13 protein-coding genes are annotated in these 16,472 nt (G+C 71.1%); 5 read left to right on the plus strand and 8 right to left on the minus strand.

All coding sequences use genetic code 11. The features are described 5' to 3' along the window. Window positions 1-132: 132 nt before the first annotated feature. A complete protein-coding gene (locus LXT23_RS47425; RefSeq protein ID WP_253987165.1) occupies window positions 133-1,440 on the minus strand; it encodes a hypothetical protein in 1,308 nt (435 codons plus the stop codon). 115 nt (window positions 1,441-1,555) lie between these two features. Between LXT23_RS47425 and LXT23_RS47430 the strand changes: the two genes are divergently transcribed. The 5 genes from LXT23_RS47430 (at window position 1,556) to LXT23_RS47450 (ending at window position 6,956) form a co-directional block, all read left to right on the plus strand. After that, window positions 1,556-2,416: a lipoprotein gene (locus tag LXT23_RS47430; RefSeq protein WP_253987166.1), complete on the plus strand. Its 861-nt coding sequence runs from the start codon at window positions 1,556-1,558 to the stop codon at window positions 2,414-2,416. 143 nt (window positions 2,417-2,559) lie between these two features. Continuing rightward, window positions 2,560-4,170, plus strand: a complete 1,611-nt coding sequence (locus LXT23_RS47435) for an LVIVD repeat-containing protein (protein ID WP_253987167.1) — start codon at window positions 2,560-2,562, stop codon at window positions 4,168-4,170. 207 nt (window positions 4,171-4,377) lie between these two features. Further along, a complete protein-coding gene (locus LXT23_RS47440) occupies window positions 4,378-5,526 on the plus strand; it encodes a sensor histidine kinase (RefSeq protein WP_253987168.1) in 1,149 nt (382 codons plus the stop codon). Beyond that, the gene (locus LXT23_RS47445; RefSeq protein WP_253987169.1) at window positions 5,523-6,179 is read left to right on the plus strand and encodes a response regulator; all 657 of its coding nucleotides are present in this window, start codon (window positions 5,523-5,525) and stop codon (window positions 6,177-6,179) included. The genes LXT23_RS47440 and LXT23_RS47445 overlap by 4 nt, the downstream gene beginning before the upstream one ends. 126 nt (window positions 6,180-6,305) lie before the next feature. Further along, on the plus strand, window positions 6,306-6,956 hold the full coding sequence (locus tag LXT23_RS47450) for a DUF2306 domain-containing protein (RefSeq protein WP_253987170.1): 651 nt from the start codon (window positions 6,306-6,308) through the stop codon (window positions 6,954-6,956). Between the two features lie 299 nt (window positions 6,957-7,255). Here LXT23_RS47450 and LXT23_RS47455 read toward each other — a convergent pair whose 3' ends face one another. The 7 genes from LXT23_RS47455 to LXT23_RS47485 all read right to left on the minus strand — a co-directional run bounded on the left by LXT23_RS47455 (window position 7,256) and on the right by LXT23_RS47485 (window position 16,336). After that, window positions 7,256-7,864, minus strand: coding sequence for an imm11 family protein (locus LXT23_RS47455; RefSeq protein ID WP_253987171.1), 609 nt, complete (start codon window positions 7,862-7,864; stop codon window positions 7,256-7,258). Between the two features lie 20 nt (window positions 7,865-7,884). After that, window positions 7,885-8,178 carry a hypothetical protein gene (locus LXT23_RS47460; protein WP_253987172.1) on the minus strand — a complete coding sequence of 98 codons (294 nt, stop codon included), beginning with the start codon at window positions 8,176-8,178 and terminating at the stop codon, window positions 7,885-7,887. Beyond that, window positions 8,175-9,710 carry a DUF1552 domain-containing protein gene (locus LXT23_RS47465; protein ID WP_253987173.1) on the minus strand — a complete coding sequence of 512 codons (1,536 nt, stop codon included), beginning with the start codon at window positions 9,708-9,710 and terminating at the stop codon, window positions 8,175-8,177. The genes LXT23_RS47460 and LXT23_RS47465 overlap by 4 nt, the downstream gene beginning before the upstream one ends. Continuing rightward, complete coding sequence (locus LXT23_RS49965) at window positions 9,707-11,452, minus strand: DUF1592 domain-containing protein (RefSeq protein ID WP_253987174.1); 1,746 nt, start codon at window positions 11,450-11,452, stop codon at window positions 9,707-9,709. The genes LXT23_RS47465 and LXT23_RS49965 overlap by 4 nt, the downstream gene beginning before the upstream one ends. Before the next feature lie 143 nt (window positions 11,453-11,595). Beyond that, window positions 11,596-13,020, minus strand: a complete 1,425-nt coding sequence (locus LXT23_RS47475; protein ID WP_253987175.1) for a DUF1552 domain-containing protein — start codon at window positions 13,018-13,020, stop codon at window positions 11,596-11,598. Beyond that, window positions 13,017-14,630, minus strand: a complete 1,614-nt coding sequence (locus LXT23_RS47480) for a DUF1592 domain-containing protein (RefSeq protein WP_253987176.1) — start codon at window positions 14,628-14,630, stop codon at window positions 13,017-13,019. The genes LXT23_RS47475 and LXT23_RS47480 overlap by 4 nt, the downstream gene beginning before the upstream one ends. Window positions 14,631-14,965: 335 nt before the next feature. Next, a complete protein-coding gene (locus tag LXT23_RS47485; RefSeq protein WP_253987177.1) occupies window positions 14,966-16,336 on the minus strand; it encodes a hypothetical protein in 1,371 nt (456 codons plus the stop codon). Window positions 16,337-16,472: the final 136 nt, after the last annotated feature.

A 16,472-nucleotide genomic window follows, 5' to 3' on the forward strand; every position in this document is an offset into this window, starting at 1 on the left:
TCGCGCGGGGCAGGGCTCAGCTCGCGCGGCGTCACGGCCCGCGGCGAGAGCAGGGCCTCGCGCAGATGCGCTGCTGACCGGGCCCCCGGGCTGTATGCCAGGCCGGGGGAGAGGCCGCGCGGTTGCCTGGACTCAGAAGTCGAAGTTCCAGCCGGCAAGATGCTGCAGGTCGCGGGCGCCGCCGATTGGGATGCGTTCCGGCACGGGCTGGGCGTGCGCGGGGGCGGGCACCTCCACCGCGATCCGCTTGACCCCGGTGGTCTTCTCGAGGCCGCTGCACCAGGTCTGCCAGCGCTCGCCATTCCGACGATCACGGAAGGAAATGCCCGCCACCTGGTCGGCCGTGGGCGGGGTGGGGGACAGCAGGTCGAGGTACTCCATCCGGCCCCGCACGATGCCCCGCTCATCGGTGCGCACCTCGTGGCAATAGGCGGCACCCCACAGGTCTTCGCGGTAGCGGACGGCGTACACGCTGCCCGGGGTCGGCGGGCCGGAAATGGACTTGGGCCGGGGGCTGGCCGGGCTGCCTGCCTTGCGGCGCCCCGCGGGCTTTGCCGGCGGCGGCGGCACGGGCTCGGCCTCCGGCTTCTCGAGATGGCCGAACAGCGTGGCCACCAGCGCTTCGTGGATGCCATCGCCTGCCGTCCACCACGCCAGCGGCGCCGGCACCTCGACGCGGACCGAGGGACGGCGGTCGCGCTCGATGGCTGGAGTGAACCGGGTCATCAGGCCCGGGTGCTCCGGCGTCTGCAGGATGCCGATGAACGCGAGCGCTTCCAGCACCGTCTCACAGCGCGAGGGACGGTTGGCGCGCAGCAGCCCCGCCTGCTGGAGCGCGGCACGCGCGTGGCTGTAGCGAGCCGTGGAGGGAAGGGCGCGCAGCAGCTCGAACACGCGGTGGAATACCCAGACATCCCGTGGTGTGGGTTTGGGCCAGGCCGCAGCCGGGCTGTCGATGACGGCGGCCAGGGCGAGTGCACCCTCGGCCGGGTGGGCGTCACCCCAACCCGAGCCGTCCAGCTGGCGGAAGTACGCGGCCTGGGTGGTATCGACGGCGTCTGCCTTGTAGAAACAGACGCGGCAGCTGCCGCCGCCCATGGGCTGTTCGGCGTGTGCCGGCATGGCGCGCCCGAGGGCGGTGGCGGGCAGCACGGTCAACCAGGCGGGCTCGGCCGACACCATCGAGGCCACGAATGCATCGGCGGCCTGGCGCAGGTCGACCGCCGCGGCGGCCTGGCGCAGCCTGTCGATGGCCTCGTCATGCGCCCAGTGGGTGAAGGCGTTGGGCACCCATCCGGCGTCCCTCAGTTGCTGATGCTCCGCCTCGGTGAAGGTGGAGGGGATCCGGTGGCAATAGCGGCCCTCCGCATCGAAGAAGCTGTTGCGAGAGTCGTAGATACGGGCCAGCAGGGACAGCACGTCGGGGTCGGGCAGGGGCATCACACGGTGTCGTCGGGGGGAGGGGCTCTCGTATACCGCTCTTCCCACGTCCGCGGCTCACGAAGGGTGCTAAGGCACGGCGCCTGCTTCTCGATGTTTCAACCCAAGAGAGTTCATGAATAAGTATCTGGTCGTACTCTGTCTCCTCGTGGCCGTGAGTGGGTGCTCGAAAGACAGTGTGGAGTTCTCCATCGACAACCCGACCGCGGCTCCCATCAGCGTCACCATCGACGGAACCTCCTACGAGGTCCAGCCGCGTGCCGCCCGGGAGCTCTCGTTGCGCGCGGGGCTGCACTCGATGGAGTCCGCGACCACGGGGAAGCTCGGGTTCGTGGTGTACACGGGCACTCGCGGCGGCCTCATCAACCCGACGTTCAGCCCGTACCTCATCGTGAACGAGGTGTACGCCACCAACGCCACCACGGCGAAGGGCTTCCGTCCCGGCGAGCAGACCGTCCAGCTCGACGGCGTCGACTTCAAGGGGCCCTTCGTGCTCAGCGACGCGCTGTTCATCGACAGGACCTGGAGCTACGGCGTGCACGAGGACTTCCCGAGAGAAATCCGGGTGGGGCGTGACTCGAAGGGCAACATCAAGAGCAAGGTGTTCTCCAAGGACGACTTCATCCGCTACGTCGAAGAGGCCGAGGGCACAACCGGCCTCTACGCCAGGAGCCGGAAGGCCACGCCCCCTCCGCAACGGCATCTTCCCCAGGACGCACCGCTACCGACCTTCGCGGACCCGGAGATGGAATCGAAGGCGGCCCCCCTGAAGGACCTCTACCGGCGCTATCGGCAGGCCACCACCGCGGACGAGCAGGCGGCGCTCCAGAAAGCGTACGCTCCCGCGGTCCAGGAGCTGCTTCCTCTCTACGCGGCCAAGGCCCGCTCGGCGAGCCGGGAGGAGAATGAAAAGTACAACGAGCTGATCACCCGGGTGGGTGCGGCGCTCGGCTGGTCGGCGCGAGTCGTGGAGTAGCCTGCCCGTTTCCGACGCGCCCTGACGTCGGTCTCCGTCACCGCGCAAGTATCGCAGCCAGGCAGCGCGGAGCTGACCGTATCCTGGATGAGCAGGCGCCCTCCTACCGGAGCAGGCGCCAGCGTTCCCTGGGAGCCCGCTTCATGCCGTCCCCTGTCGTGCATCTGCTCGCCGCGCTTGCCTGCGCCGCGGTGCTGTCCGCCTGTTCCTCCGAGAAGCCGCTCCCGCCCGAGTCCCCGCCGGAGGCGCCCCCCGCCTATGACGGGCCCTGGACGCCGCTTCCCGAGACGGGGGAGTGGACCGACCCCGGGGTGCTCTCCTCGTGCATCCCCCCGGGGCCGGCTGCCAGCGGCTGTCAGCAAGGCTCCGCCCTGATGCACTTCGACGTGTCGGGCTGTGACCTGGGGGCGTTCTCGGCCCAGGAGCCCCGGGGCGCCATCTACCTTGCCGAGCTGCGTGCCGACCGGGGCGACGGAAACCCCGTCCCCGAGTCGGGTGGCTTCCTGTTCGACGCCTCCGGGAAGCCGCGGACCCTCATGGGCCAGCCGGCCGACAACGCCGAGGCGAACTGGCAGGTGTTCCGGCTCACGGCCTCCTCGGGCTTTCTGGGCCAGCGCACGGAGGACTACACCTTCCAGCTCTGCCAGGCCCCCGACTCCCGCACGCTCACGGGCTGCTACGCCTGGTGCAGGAACGGCCGGCTGTACTCCCAGGGCACCTTCCGCGCCGAGCGCATGACGTGGCCCCAGGGTGAGCCCGAGTCCTCCGGGCTCTCGCTCGTCTCCGAGACCTACGTGCCGCGGGGACGCCCCGTGGACGTGTATGTCACGCGGGGGCACGCCTATGTCGTCTCCACCGACAACCCGAACGACACCGGCGGCCTCACCGTCTTCGACCTCAGCGACCCGCGGGCTCCCGTGCAGCGCGCGTCCTTCCAGCTGCCGGGTGACACCTTCTGGAATGGCGTCTGGGCAAAGGACCACGCGCTGTACATCGCCAGTGGCGACGCTGGCGTGCTCGTCTATGACATCACCGACCCCGCCCGGCCTGCCATGGTGCGCAGCGAGAAGGGCGGCATCGTCGGCGCTGTCGACGTACACACCGTGTTCGTCGAGGGCGACCGGCTCTACGCGATGTCCCCCTCCGCGCGGCGGACGCTCATCTTCGACGTGTCGGAGCCGCTCTCGCCGCGGCTCCTCTCCAGCTACACGTACCCGAATGGGGACGGCTTCCCGCATGACGCGTTCGCGTTCGCGGGCCGGCTCTACATCAACCACATGGAGGACGGCTTCCTCGTGGTGGACACCCAGGGAGAGCTTCCGTCGCTGCTCGGCCAGTATGGGTACACCCATGCCGTCAGCCACGCCAACGCGGTGGGCACCATCAACGGTCGCACCGTGGCCTTCGAGGGGGGCGAGACGCTCGGCGCGCACCTGCGCGTGCTGGACGTCACCGACCCGGCCCACATCGTGAAGATTGGCGAGTACCGGAAGCGCCGCATCACCTCCATCCACAACATGCTGCTGGTGGGCACGCGCCTCTACGTTGCCTGGTACCACGAGGGCGTGCGCGTGCTGGACGTGTCCGACCCTTCCCAGCCGCGCGAGGTGGCGCACTACAACACCTTCCGCGAGTCGGACCCGGACCGGACGGACAGCCTGTTCCATGGCGCCATCGGCATCCGCGTCCCTGGCGACGGGCACGTGTACGTCGTGGACAAGGCGCGCGGCTTGCTCATCCTCGACGCGCCGTAGCGAACGGGCGGGCAGAGGACTGTCTCCCAGCGCGCCAGCACGCGGTGCAGCACGTCCCGGCCAGCGTTGGCGGGAAGCGAAGGGCAGGGCGGCACCGTAACGGCCCCGCGCGTGCTTCGAAGCTGGAGTGGGGGAGGGAGGAGGGCATATCATCGGCCCGCTCCGCCCCGAGCCGCCTGTCGAGCCTGGGAGCGCGAGCTCCGACCCATGCGCGCTCCTCCCCGCCTCGTCTGGTCCCTGCCGGAGACCGCCCGCCCGCCTGGCCGGGGGCTCCGGGACTGGGGCCTGCTCGCTGCACTCTGCGTGCTCGCGGCGCTCGAGGTGGCAGCGAGACCCGAGCTGTCGTGGCGGTCCCCGTCCGTGCTCGTCTGCATCGCGCTCATCCCCACGCTCCTGTGGCGCAGGTCGCGACCGCTGCCCATGGTCACCGTCGCCTTCGGTGCGAGCGCCGCCGTGGCGCTGGCCAGGCTGGTGACCGGCACGGCGCTGCCGGGGCTGCACATGTCGGCCTTCCTGTTGCTCCTGCCCTACGCGCTCTTCCGCTGGGGCAAGGAGCGCGAGGCCCTGGTGGGGCTGGTGCTCATCCTCGCGTCGGCGTCGCTGGACTTCGTCTCGACGGGAGTCCGGGGGACCGACGTCCTCGGCGGCTTCGCCATCCTGCTGTCCGCCGTGGCACTCGGGGTGGCGTTCCGCTACCGCGCCGACGCCCACGCGCGCGAGCTCGAGCAGGTCAAGCTGCGCGAGCGGGAGGAGCTGGCGCGCGACCTCCACGACACGGTCGCCCATCACGTGTCGGCCATCGCGATTCGCGCACAGGCCGGCCTGGCCCTGGCGTCCAAACGCCCCGAGGCCGCGGTCGATGCGCTGCGCGTCATCGAGGCGGAAGCCTCCCGGGCCCTCACCGAGATGCGCGGCATGGTCCGGGTGCTGAGGAGAGGCGAGCCCGCCGACCTCGCACCCGGCCGGCGCGTCGAGGACCTGCGGGAGCTGGCGGGCCTCCACGCCGAAGGGCCCGGCGTCGACGTGGACCTCTCCGGAGACCTCGACAGCCTCTCCGCCTCCGTCTCCGCGGCCATCTACCGACTCGCGCAGGAGTCCGTCACCAACGCCCGGCGCCACGCGCGCCACGCGACGCGAATCCAGGTCGGCGTCACCGTCGAGGCGGCGTCGGTCCGCCTGCGGGTCAGCGACGACGGCGAGCCCGTCCAGGCCCGCCCCTCCGGCGCGGTCGGCTACGGCCTCATCGGGATGGCGGAGCGGGCGGCACTGCTCGGGGGCAGCTGCCACGCGGCCCCCAACCCCGAGCGCGGCTGGACGGTGACCGCCGTGCTCCCCCGGAACGGACTGACGCCATGAGTGTTCGAGTCGTCATCGCCGACGACCAGGAGATTGTCCGCACCGGGCTCGCCATGCTCCTGGAGGCCCAGGCAGACCTCGAGGTCGTGGGGGTCGCGGCCGACGGACGCCAGGCCGTCGAGCTCGCGCTCGCGCTGCGCCCCGACGTGTGCCTGTTCGACATCCGCATGCCCGGCATGGACGGCATCGAGGCCACCCGCCGGCTCGCCGGGCCCGGCGTCGAGCATCCCATGGCGGTCGTCGTCATCACCACCTTCGACCAGGACGACTACGTGTACGCCGCCCTCAAGGCAGGGGCCCGCGGCTTCCTGCTCAAGGACGCCGGGCCGGACCTGCTCGCCCAGGCCATCCGCGCCGCCGCCAACGGGGACGCGCTCATCGCTCCGGCCGTCACCGCGCGGCTCCTCTCCACGTTCGCGGGCGCGCGCCCCGGACGACCCCGGCCGCAGCCGCGCGAGCCGCTCACCGACCGCGAGGAGGAGGTCCTCCTCACCGTCGCCCGCGGGCGCACCAACGCGGAGGTCGCCGAGGAGCTGCACATCAGCCTCAGCACCGTGAAGAGCCACATCGCGAGCCTGATGGCCAAGCTCGGGGCCCGCAACCGCGTCGAGATTGCCATCTGGGCCTACGAGGCCGGCCGCATCCGCGGCTGAGCCGACCGACGCGGCGCTTGCGGGGCACCTGGCCGAAAGGATGACCCGGGCGCCCGACTTCCGGCCGACCCAGAATCCGCATTTGGGCGAATTCACCGCCGTCGGCTCCATCGCTACAAGGGAGCCATGCTCACCGCGCACTCCCGCATTCCGGCTCCCTCCTCACGGCGGGGCTGGCTCGTCCCCGTGCTGCTGCTGCTCGCGGCAGTCCCGGCCGTCGCCGGCTCCCTCCGGCTGGTGGAGGTGGCATCCGGCGCCGAGGCCACGCCGGACAACGCCCGGTTCCTCGCGGCGCCCTGGCCGATCGGGCTGCACATCGTCGGCGCGACGCTGTTCTGCGTGCTCGGCGCGTTCCAGTTCTCCGCGGACTTCCGCCGCCGCAGGCCCGGGTGGCACCGCAGGGCGGGGCGGGTCCTGCTGCCGAGCGGCCTCGTCGCCGCCGCGTCGGGACTGTGGATGAACGCGTTCTTCGCGCTCCCCGCGCACGATGGGGCGCTCCTCGGCGCGCTCCGGTTCCTGTTCGGCCTGGGGATGTTGGTAGCGCTCCTGCTCGGGCTCGCCGCCGTCATGCGGCGCGACTTCACCCGCCACGGGGCCTGGATGCTGCGCGGCTATGCCATTGGCATGGGCGCGGGCACGCAGGTGCTGACGCTCGCGCCGTGGCAGCTGCTCTTCGGGCCGCCGCAGGAGCTCCCCCGGGCGCTCCTCATGGGGGCGGCGTGGGTCATCAACCTGGCCGCCGCCGAGTGGCTCATCCGGGGCGGGGCCCGGTCGTGACCTGACGAGTGCGTCGCTGAAGCCGACGTTGTCGCTTCCCAGCAGGTGCTCCGGCGCGACGGGCTGCGTCCCCGCGAGTGTCAGGAGGTGGTGCCGGGTCTGCCCCGCCTTGCAGAGCAGCCCGGCGAACTCCTCCACGTCCGCCTTCTGCAGCAGCGCGCAGATGCCGAGCACGCGGTACGCCACGCAGACGTTCGCCACGTGGTCGGCCTGGTGCTCGTCCTGGCGCGCCATCCCCTCCAGGCCGGAGCGGAGCGTGAGGGACATGTTGTACCGGGCCACGTCTACGTAGTCGTGACTCATACGGTGATGGCTACCTCGGAGCCCACCGGGAACCAGGTGATGCCGGTGACGCCTTCCTTCTCGAATTGCTCCTTGAGGTCCTTGCGGACGATCATCAGCCGGGGAACCGCCGAGGCGCGGAAGAGCTTCGCCGTGGGGGGAATCTTGTCCTCCTGCAGGAGCAGGCGTCGCAGGTACATGAAGCGGGCAGGCTTCATCGGGTCCCGGTCGCCCTCCGTCCGGTCCATGTCCACGCAGTCGTGCATGCCGATGACGTTCGCGATGTAGCAGTCCTCGCTTGCGACGCGCCCGCGGTGGTTCAACAGCACGAACCGGAGGAACTCGATGTCGGCGCCGGAGTGCTCCTCCAGGATTCCCTTCATCCGCTTCGACACCATGAAGTAGTTCACGGCGTTCGCGATGACGTCGGCAATCTTCAGCCCCGGCTCCTGCTTGGTCATGCTGAACCGCAGCCCATCCGGATACTCAGTCCCCATGCGAATGCCGCGCGCGGGCTTGTGAATCTTCGGCATCCCCTCCGGAAAGGTGAAGATGGCGCAATACCCGTCGAGCACATCCCACTCCAGGATGAAGTAGTCGCTCGTCCCCGTCCCAGTCGTTTCCATTTCCGGTTCCGCCACCCTGTCTACTTCTTGAAGACGTTGTTGATCTTGGCTGCGGCCTTCTGGGCCAGCGCGGCCGCCTTTCCAGCTCCGACGATGGTTGTGTAGGTGCTGTCTTCCCAGAGTTCGAGTTTGGTGCGAACACCGCTCACGTTGGCCGCCGTGATTTCGTGGTCCTCTTCGTCCTCTGCGAGCGACTGCTTGTAGCCGCTGAGGACGTTGATGCACGACTTGTTGTACGCGCGATGCCAGCGTAGGCCCTTCCTGCCGGACGCAGGCGTGCTCCACGAACCCCGGGAGCAGCAACCGGGCGTCACACCCGGAGGAACGGCAACACCTCACCCGCGGCGTTCCAGACGGAGTCCGGATACACGGGGCCCGTCGAGCCCTGGGGGCCCGCCCAGTCCGGAATGTCGTCGTACTTGTAGTTGGGGTAGCCCCGGCACTGGGAGGTGTCCTCCCACTCCGTCCGAGGGATGCCCATGGACTGGAGCACCGTGCCCAGCCACTGGTGCCACAGCAGCCCGAACCAGCGTGGCTCTCCCGCGGGGCCCTGCCCGGTCGTCTTCGCCAGGTTGCGGTAGTCGCAGTACTGCCCCGTGCGGAAGAAGCCCTCCGCGCCACCGAAGGCAACAATCGGCGCGCTGGTGTGGTCGTGCGTGTAGTTGCCCGACTCCTGCGCCCACGCCAGCAGGCTGTGGTCCAGCAGCCGGGTGCCGTCGCCCATGTCCACCGCCTCCAGCTTGCTCGCCAGGTCCAGGAAGACGCGGCGGAAGAAGAGGTGGTGCGCTGCCAGCAGCGTGCTGTACGCGGGCTCGCTGCTGGCCGCCTGGTGGGCAATCTCCTGGTGCCAGTCGCCCGCGAAGGTGCTGAAGGTCTCCGGCGCGCCCGCCACCACGATGCGCGACACGCCGCACGACAGCGCCAGCGTGTACACGTCGTTCCAGAGCTCGTGCGACAGGGACTGCGCCTCCGGGTCCCGCCCGTACGTCGGTTGGCCCGTGTACTGGCCGCTCGACGTCGTCGGACGCACCGGCGACTGGCAGCGCGCCACCGTGTTCAGCTTGCGGTCCAGCTCGGCCAGCCGTTCCAGGTGGTCGTCCAGCCGGCGGCGGTCCGCTGAAGACAGGCGCCGGTTGCCATTGCGCAAGCGCCGGAAGTTCTCCATCACCGCGCCGCTGATGAGCGGCTGGCCGCCGGTGACATCTCCGAACAGGCGGTCGAAGAGGTGCTGGTTGGAGCCATCCACGGTGTTGCCCACCGGCTCCACCGGTCCCTGCCGCAGGCGCGGGTCCGAGTGCGCGAACGAGAGGTGCCCCCGGATGATGGCGCGCTCGCGCACGCCCGCCGCGTCCCCGTAGAACGACGGAGACCAGGCCATGATCTGGTCGATGGTCTGCCGGATGCCGTTCTGCTTCACCGCGTCCGGCGCCTGGTCGCTCGCGGAGAAGTTGCCCAGCGTGCCGCCCCGGTGGTGGCCGATGTAGAACGGGATGTCCAGGCCGTTGAGCACCCACAGCTTCTGAACCATCGAGGCGGTGAGCTCGCTCGACGGGGCTCGCAGCACCGCCGACACGCGCGTCTCGCCATCCGACACGGTGGGGCGCAGCGGGCCCCGGCGCACCGTGTGGCCCGCGTACGGCAGGGACTCCGTCAGCGTGGCGTCCAGGGGGAACATGTCCCGCTGGAGGATGCCCCCGTGCTCCGTGCGCAGCATCACGAAGCACTTGTGGGAGGGTGCCGACTGGGCGCGCGCCGTCGCCGGCAGGAGGCTGGGGAGGAAGGGCAGCACCAGCCCTGTTCCGCCCAGCCGGAGAATCGTGCGGCGCGAGATGCCACGCGTGCTCATCGGAAGTCCCTCCGCTGGAACTCGGGGCGCAGCGCGACGGAGGCCAGCACCGCGCGCAGCGACTGGCGGCCCCTCGCCGCCGCATTCAAGGCGTCCAGCATGGGCTGGTCGGCAGCGTCGCTCTCGGCGCGGGCGAACGTGTACCGGAAGTACTGCCGCGCGAAGCAGTCCTCGTACTGGCCGCTCTCGAGGATGAGCTGGGTGACGTCCGCCGCCGAGGACACCGGCCGGGTGTCACCTGACAGCATGGCGAGCGCCGTGTCGGTGCGCACCGGCCGCTCGGCCACCTGCTGGCCATTGCTGTCGAAGAGCCGCTGCGCGGAGCGGAAGCGCCCCAGCGCGTCGAAGTTCTCGGTGACGAAGCCCAGCGGGTTGAGGTGCGTCCGGTGGCAGGAGGGGCAGGAGCCCTGCGTCTCCGTGAGGCGCTCCACCACCTCGCGCGTGGTGAGCTCGGGCGACAGCTCCACCCGCGTCATCATGGCTTCGGCGGGCGGCGGGGGAATGGGCTCGCACAGGAGCGCGTTGCGGATGCGGTAGCCCTTGATGATGGGCCGCGTGTTGGCGGAGCCGGTGGCGAGGAAGGCGATGCGCGTCAGCAGCCCGGAGCGCTGGGGCTCGGCGAAGGTGGGCGGCTCCGACGCGCCATCCCACTGCGGCACGCCATAGAGCGCCGCCAGGTCGGCATTGCGTGCGAAGGCGTGCCGGTCGGTGAGCACGTCCTGCAGGGTGCCGTCATGCGCCGCCAGCCAGGTGACCAGGTCGGCCACCTCGGCGTTGATGCGCTCGCGGGTGTCGCCGCTCGGGGTGAAGCTGCCGCGGAACGCGTCGAAGATGGGGTCCCCCACGCGCGCGTCGAACTCCTCCAGGTCGTCCAGGCGGAACCACTGGCTGAAGAACTCGCCCAGGGCCTGGTGCGCGCGCGAGTCACCCACCAGGCGCTCCACCTGCTGGCGGTAGCCGGCCTCGGTGAGCAGCGCGCCCGAGTCCGCCGCCGCGGCGAGCGCCTCGTCCGGCATCGTCTGCCAGAAGTGGTACGACAGCCGCGCGGCCAGCTCGTGCGCCGTCAGCCGCGACTCGGTGCCCTCCGCCTCGGCCTGCCCGTGCTCGACGAGGTAGAGGAACTCCGGCGCCGTCAGCATCAGCGCCACCACCTTGTGCACGGCGAGCGCGGAGACAGGCGGGTCGCTCACGGCCGCGCGGTAGAAGGCCACGTCGTCCGCGTCCAGGGGCCGCCGGAGGGCCAGGCGCCCGAAGCGGGAGATGAAGTCGCCCAGGCAGCTCTCATCATTGGCCGTGCTGGCGTCCGTGGCGCAGGCGCCCAGCAGCAGCCCCCGCCGCGGGGCGCTGGTCCCCAGCAGCTCGCCCACGCGCAGCCCGAGCGAGTAGGAGATGTCGATGTGCCGCTGCTGCACGCCCTGGTCCATGCGAAGGAAGCCGCCATGCGACTCACCCGGAATGGGGACGCGCAGGTCCTTCGGGTAGCTCTGGAGCAGCGCCGCCACCGAGCCGTCCCGGAGCACCGCGCCGGCCTCCGTGGCGCCGAGCGTCCGGGTGAGCACGTCGCGCAGCGTGTTCTGGAACTGCACGGCCGACAGCCGCCGCAACGGCAGCTCCTCGGGCGCCACCGGCGGCGGTGGTGTTCCGGGTGGCGGCTCGGGAGCTCCCCCGATGTCACCCTTGCAGGAGGCCAGCAGGGCCGCCGCGACTACGAAGAGGGTGCGCGTGAGTCGAAGCGTGTGCACCTGGCACCTCCACCTGGAACCGCCGTGAAGCCATCCATGATGTCATGGGACTGTCGTGGAGCCCAAGATGGACGGGAAGCACCCACGGCCCGAGGTGCGGGCTGCTCCGGCGCAGCGCACCGGAGCAGGCCGCGAGGTGCCGCTCAGGCGATGAGCTCGGAGAGCACGCCCTTGGGGAGCGCCGGGTCGCCGAAGTCGTCCAGGTTCCCGCCGGCTGCGTTCTTCAGCCCCACCGCGCTTCCAATCGTGTTCAGCAGCCGGTTGTGGTTGGGGTTGCCGCCGCCCGAGGCCGCGACGTAGACGCCCTGCTTGAGGAAGCCATTGCAGCCTCCGGCCAGGACGTAGGGGATGTTCCACGCCGAGTGGGCCGGCCCGTTGCCCAGGTCGTTGTACCAGACGGACACGCCGTGCTCGAGCAGCCGCTTGCCGTCCGGCAGCTGGTAGGCCGCCAGCCGGTCCAGGAGGTACTTGAAGGCGCTCGCGAACTGGAGATCCACCTGGTGGTGCAGCACGTCCGAGCCGCTGATGATGCCGCCGCTGGAGTCGTGTGAGCTGCGGCGATGGGAGATGTAGTGGAAGTTCTCCATCAGCTGCCCCGTCGCCGGGTCGCGATAGCGCGTGTCGCCGTCGTTGCCGTTGCCCACCTGGATGACGGCCGCGCGGGTGGTGCCGCACGCCACCGCCAGCACGGCGATGTCCATGTGCAGCTTCGCGGTGGCGAGCACCTCGTCGCCCACCGTGCTGTCATAGCCGGGCGCCTGCTGCTGGAAGATGAGCTCCTGGTCCGCGCGCATGCGGCAGCTCAGGGCCACCTCCAGATCCCGCACGTTGGACAGGTGCAGGTCCAGCCGCTGGCGGTCGGACGAGCTCAGCTCCGGGCGCTGCTGGAGCTGCTGGAGCTGGGCCTTCACCAGGTCGTTCACGCTGCGCTGCCGGACGAGCAGCTGCTCGCGGGCCTCGGGCGTCAGGCCGCCCGGGCCGCCAATCATCGTCTGGTACGCGACCCACGGGTCATGCAGCGCGGCCCGGCGCGCCCCGCTGCCCCGGTAGGAGATGCAGGGGCCCCCGAGCCAGCCGCCGCGCCGGCCCGCGTAGAAGAAGAGCGAGTCACGCTGCTGCGGGTTGAGCACGCGGCCGATGCGGTGGTCCAGCGACTCGCCCGAGGCCTCGGAGCTGCCGCCCGCACCCTCCACCACGGGGCCTCGCGCGGTCATCCCCTGCAGGGCGCCCCGGGCGTGGCCGTCCCCGTAGTCGTAGTCCTTCATGTTGATGTTGCGCACCAGCAGCAGGTTGGCGCGGTGGTCCGAGAGCACGCCCACGGCCCGCCCGGCCATGCTCTGCGTGGTGAGCGCGCCCAGGGCGCTCGGCCAGAAGCGCTCCGGCTCGGCGCCCAGCTCCGACGTGTTCTGGGCCGCGGCCACGCCATTGCCCTGCCGGAAGAAGATGGCGTACGGCAGCGCCGCCGAGTCCGCCGCGCGGGCCGCCCTCGGCATCAGACTCTCGAGCAGCGGCAGGCCCAGCACGGCCCCGCCGATGCCCTTCAACACCAGCCGGCGACTCAGCTTCATGGCAGCTCCTCCGGGTGGCGGTTCACGAAGCCCGCGCTGGTGACGACTTCCACGACGAGGTCGACGATGGACAGCCCGCCCTCCTTCGACAGCTTCCCGAGCCGCTCCACCAGCGGCCCGTCCTCCTCGGCGAACGGGCGCCCGTGGAGGTACTCCACCCAGTGCCGCGCGTAGCACGCATGCACCGGCTCACTGGCCGCGAGCGCGTCCGCCAGGTCCAGCGCGTCACGCACCTGCACCTGGTCGCTCCCGATGAAGGGGGCCGAGCTGGCGTTCACCGGGTGGCCGTTGTCCGTGGTGCGGTGGCGGCCGATGGCGTCGTAGCCCTCGAAGGGGAAGCCGAGCGGGTTGATGAGCGTCGAGTGGCACGAGGCGCAGTTTGTCCCGGGGGCCTCGGTGTGCGAGGCGACGACCTCGCGGTTCGTGCGCCCCTGGGGCGCGGGGAGCGGCGGGATGTTGGCCGGCGGCGCGCCAATCTTCTGGCAGAGGATGCGCTCGGACAGGAAGACGCCGCGGTGGATGGGGTCCGGGTCCGCCGACGTCGCGTGCGAGGCCAGGAAGCCCACCTGGGTGAGCACGCCCTTGCGCTCGCGCGAGTCCAGCGTCACGGGGACGAAGTCGTCGTTGTACGTCCCGCTCAGCCCGTAGACGCGCGCCAGCTCGGCGTTGACGAAGGTGGACGGCGAGGTGAGCAGGTCGCTGAAGCGGCCCTGGCGCGAGAAGACGACGTCCCGGACGAACAGCGTGTTCTCCCGGGTGGCGTACTCGGCGAAGCGCCCGGACACCTCCGGGAAGCGCGTGGGCGAGGGCCGGATGGTGGCGTAGCGGGGCACGTCGAAGAGGGTGCGGTGGAAGGCCTCCACCACGCTCTTCGCGCGCGCGTCCTGGAGCATGCGCCGCGCCTGCGTGGCCACGCCCTCGCGGGAGCGCAGGGCCCCCTCGCGCGCGGCGGTGAACAGGGCGTCGTCCGGCATGGCACCCCACAGGCCGTAGCTCAGCCGCGAGGCCACCTCGTAGTCGTCGAGCGGCACGCGGTCCTTCTGGGCCTCCGTGCTGCGCTCCACGCGGTAGAGGAAGTGGGGCGACTGGAGGAAGGCCTCCAGCACCAGCCGGATGCCGCCCTCGAACGCCGGCATGCCCGCGTAGGCCTGGGGCCCCTTGCGGTACAGCGCGAGGTAGGTCTCCGCCTCCGCGGACGTCAGCGGGCGCCGGTGCGCGCGCAGGCCGAAGGACTCCACGAAGGCGCGGGCGCGCTCCTCGGGGGTGGCGGCCGACGCCGGCAGGATGCGCGCGAGCTTCGCCGCGTCCGTCGTCACCTGTCCGGCCAGCTCCGCGGCCGCGCGCTGGTAGGCGCCCCAGAGGGCCTCGTCCACGGAGAGGGCGCGCGCGTCGTTGTCGAAGAGGAACCCGCTCTGGGAGGGGTCCGCGCGGAAGGCCTCCGCCAGGGAGGTGGGCGGCGCGTCCAGCCGGAGCAGCTCCTGCACGGTGCTGGACCACTGCGCGTGCGTCAGGCGCGCCATGCGCACGGAGCGGGCCGGCTGCTCGACGACGGCGGGGCCGGGCCCCCCCGGCGTACCGGGGCCACCGGGCCGGTCCGGGTCGTGAATCATTCCCTCGCAGCCAGCAACACCACTCAGGGCCAGCCCGAGCACCACCGGGCGCCACCACCTCGCTGGCCCCCGTGACAACCGTTGTGTCCGCGTACCCGGCACGAGCGCCTCCATCATTGGAAGACATACCAATCGGATGAATTGCGCATTCTTGTCAATGTATCCGTGCTGCGCACGCGCATCGGTCAAATGGCCCGATGACACGAATACTGAAAACTCGTGTCACGAGTGCAGCTGGATTTTATCAGGCTCGACTTTTCGGCTGGGCCGCCCCGACAGGTGTGGGGGCAGCGCCACAGGTGGTGGGGACTGTCCCCCTCAGTGGCGAGGGGAGGCTAGAGGCGCAGGAACACGCCGAGCTGACCGCTGAAGTACGTGTCCTGGGCGCCGCCGACGAAGCTCGGGGAGGCCTCGTCGGCGTTGGTGGTGAGGGAGTAGCGCCGCAGGTCCCCACCCAGCCGCAGGCCCAGCATGCGCGTCAGGGCGAACTCCACCGCCAGCTCGCCATCCAGCGCGGAGCCGCTCAGCTCCGGGAAGTAGGTGTCCGAGGACAGCTCGCCGCTGCTCAGCACGTGCTGGTAGCCGACGCGCGCCGCGATGGCCCACCGCTCCGTGAGCGCCTTGTAGAGGCCCAGCTCCACGTGCGCGAAGCGGTAGTCCACGTCCGGCAGCGCCAGGTCGCTGTCCGCCGGGAGCTCCACCGCGAAGGTGTGGGTGCCGTACAGCGCGCCCACCGACACCTCGAGCCACTGCAGCGGCAGGCGGAAGCGCAGGCCTCCCTCCAGCAGCTGCGCGGTGGTGCCGTACTCCTCCCCATCCGGGGTCTGCGTGGACAGGCCGAGGGCGCGGGAGCCTCGCACCGCCAGCCCCAGGTTGCGTGCCATCCCATCCGTGAAGTGGGCGAGCGGGAAGTAGTCCACCGCGAGGCTCGCCGCCGCGGCATGGTCGAGGCTGTAGTCGGGCCGCGGGCCGGAGCGGACATCCGAGAAGTTGAAGCGTCGGAAGAGGCCCTGGCCGGACAGCAGCACCTTCAGGATCGGCGCGTCCATGGAACGCGCGCCGGCCACCTTCGCCTCGGGCTCAGGCTCGGGCTCCACCCGCGCTGGCTCCTTCTTCGGGGTGGGCGCCGGCGGCTTCACCACCGCCGGACGCGGCGCCTCCGCGATAGGGGTCGGGGGAGTGGCCTCCGGCTCGGGCGCGGGGGCCGGAGGGGTGACGGCGGCGGGGGGAGTCGGGGTGCTGCGCTCCCGGGGCGCTCGCAGGGCCGTGCCCAGCCGGTTCTCCAGCTCACGCCGCACCTCGGGGAAGGCGCGGTTGGGGCGGACGCTCCAGCGCTCCTCCGTCAGGAGGCTGCCGTCCTTGCCGGAGTAGACGCGGATCTCCACGTCCCAGCGCTTCGTCCCCTTCACCGAGGCGGTGACCAGCGTGTCCGCGCCGAGCTTCCCGGCCAGCGCCTGCCGCTGGTCATCCGTCTTGGGTCCGCCCCGGATGCGCCGCACCTGGGCATCCACGGTCCGCGCGGGCAGCACCTCGCGCCCACGCCCCTTCTTGCCCAGCTCCTGCACCAGCACCTTGCGCAGCGCCTCGCCCTGGCGGCCCTCCGGGCGCACCACCGCCACCCGCACCTTCTGCGCCTGCGCGGCCTCGGCCGGGCGGGACAGGACGAGCGCCACCACCAGCAACAGCCATCCCGCGGCGCGGCTCACAGGGCCACCTCCTCGGCGGGGACAGGCGGGGTGGGAGCGGACGGGAGGACAGGGACGAAGGGGCGGGAACGCATGAGTGCTCGGCTTCCAGTGGCGAGACGGGGAGTGTCCCAGACCAAAGCAATTGAAGGGCCAA

Source organism: Pyxidicoccus xibeiensis, assembly GCF_024198175.1.
Lineage (GTDB): Bacteria > Myxococcota > Myxococcia > Myxococcales > Myxococcaceae > Myxococcus > Myxococcus xibeiensis.

Excerpts from the sequence above, each read along its gene's own strand:
- LXT23_RS47425 (WP_253987165.1), bottom strand. The coding sequence starts at position 1,440 with ATGCCCCTGCCCGACCCCGACGTGCTGTCCCTGCTGGCCCGTATCTAC.
- LXT23_RS47430 (WP_253987166.1), top strand. The coding sequence starts at position 1,556 with ATGAATAAGTATCTGGTCGTACTCTGTCTCCTCGTGGCCGTGAGTGGG.
- LXT23_RS47435 (WP_253987167.1), top strand. The coding sequence starts at position 2,560 with ATGCCGTCCCCTGTCGTGCATCTGCTCGCCGCGCTTGCCTGCGCCGCG.
- LXT23_RS47440 (WP_253987168.1), top strand. The coding sequence starts at position 4,378 with ATGCGCGCTCCTCCCCGCCTCGTCTGGTCCCTGCCGGAGACCGCCCGC.
- LXT23_RS47445 (WP_253987169.1), top strand. The coding sequence starts at position 5,523 with ATGAGTGTTCGAGTCGTCATCGCCGACGACCAGGAGATTGTCCGCACC.
- LXT23_RS47450 (WP_253987170.1), top strand. The coding sequence starts at position 6,306 with ATGCTCACCGCGCACTCCCGCATTCCGGCTCCCTCCTCACGGCGGGGC.
- LXT23_RS47455 (WP_253987171.1), bottom strand. The coding sequence starts at position 7,864 with ATGGAAACGACTGGGACGGGGACGAGCGACTACTTCATCCTGGAGTGG.
- LXT23_RS47465 (WP_253987173.1), bottom strand. The coding sequence starts at position 9,710 with ATGAGCACGCGTGGCATCTCGCGCCGCACGATTCTCCGGCTGGGCGGA.
- LXT23_RS47475 (WP_253987175.1), bottom strand. The coding sequence starts at position 13,020 with ATGAAGCTGAGTCGCCGGCTGGTGTTGAAGGGCATCGGCGGGGCCGTG.
- LXT23_RS47480 (WP_253987176.1), bottom strand. The coding sequence starts at position 14,630 with ATGATTCACGACCCGGACCGGCCCGGTGGCCCCGGTACGCCGGGGGGG.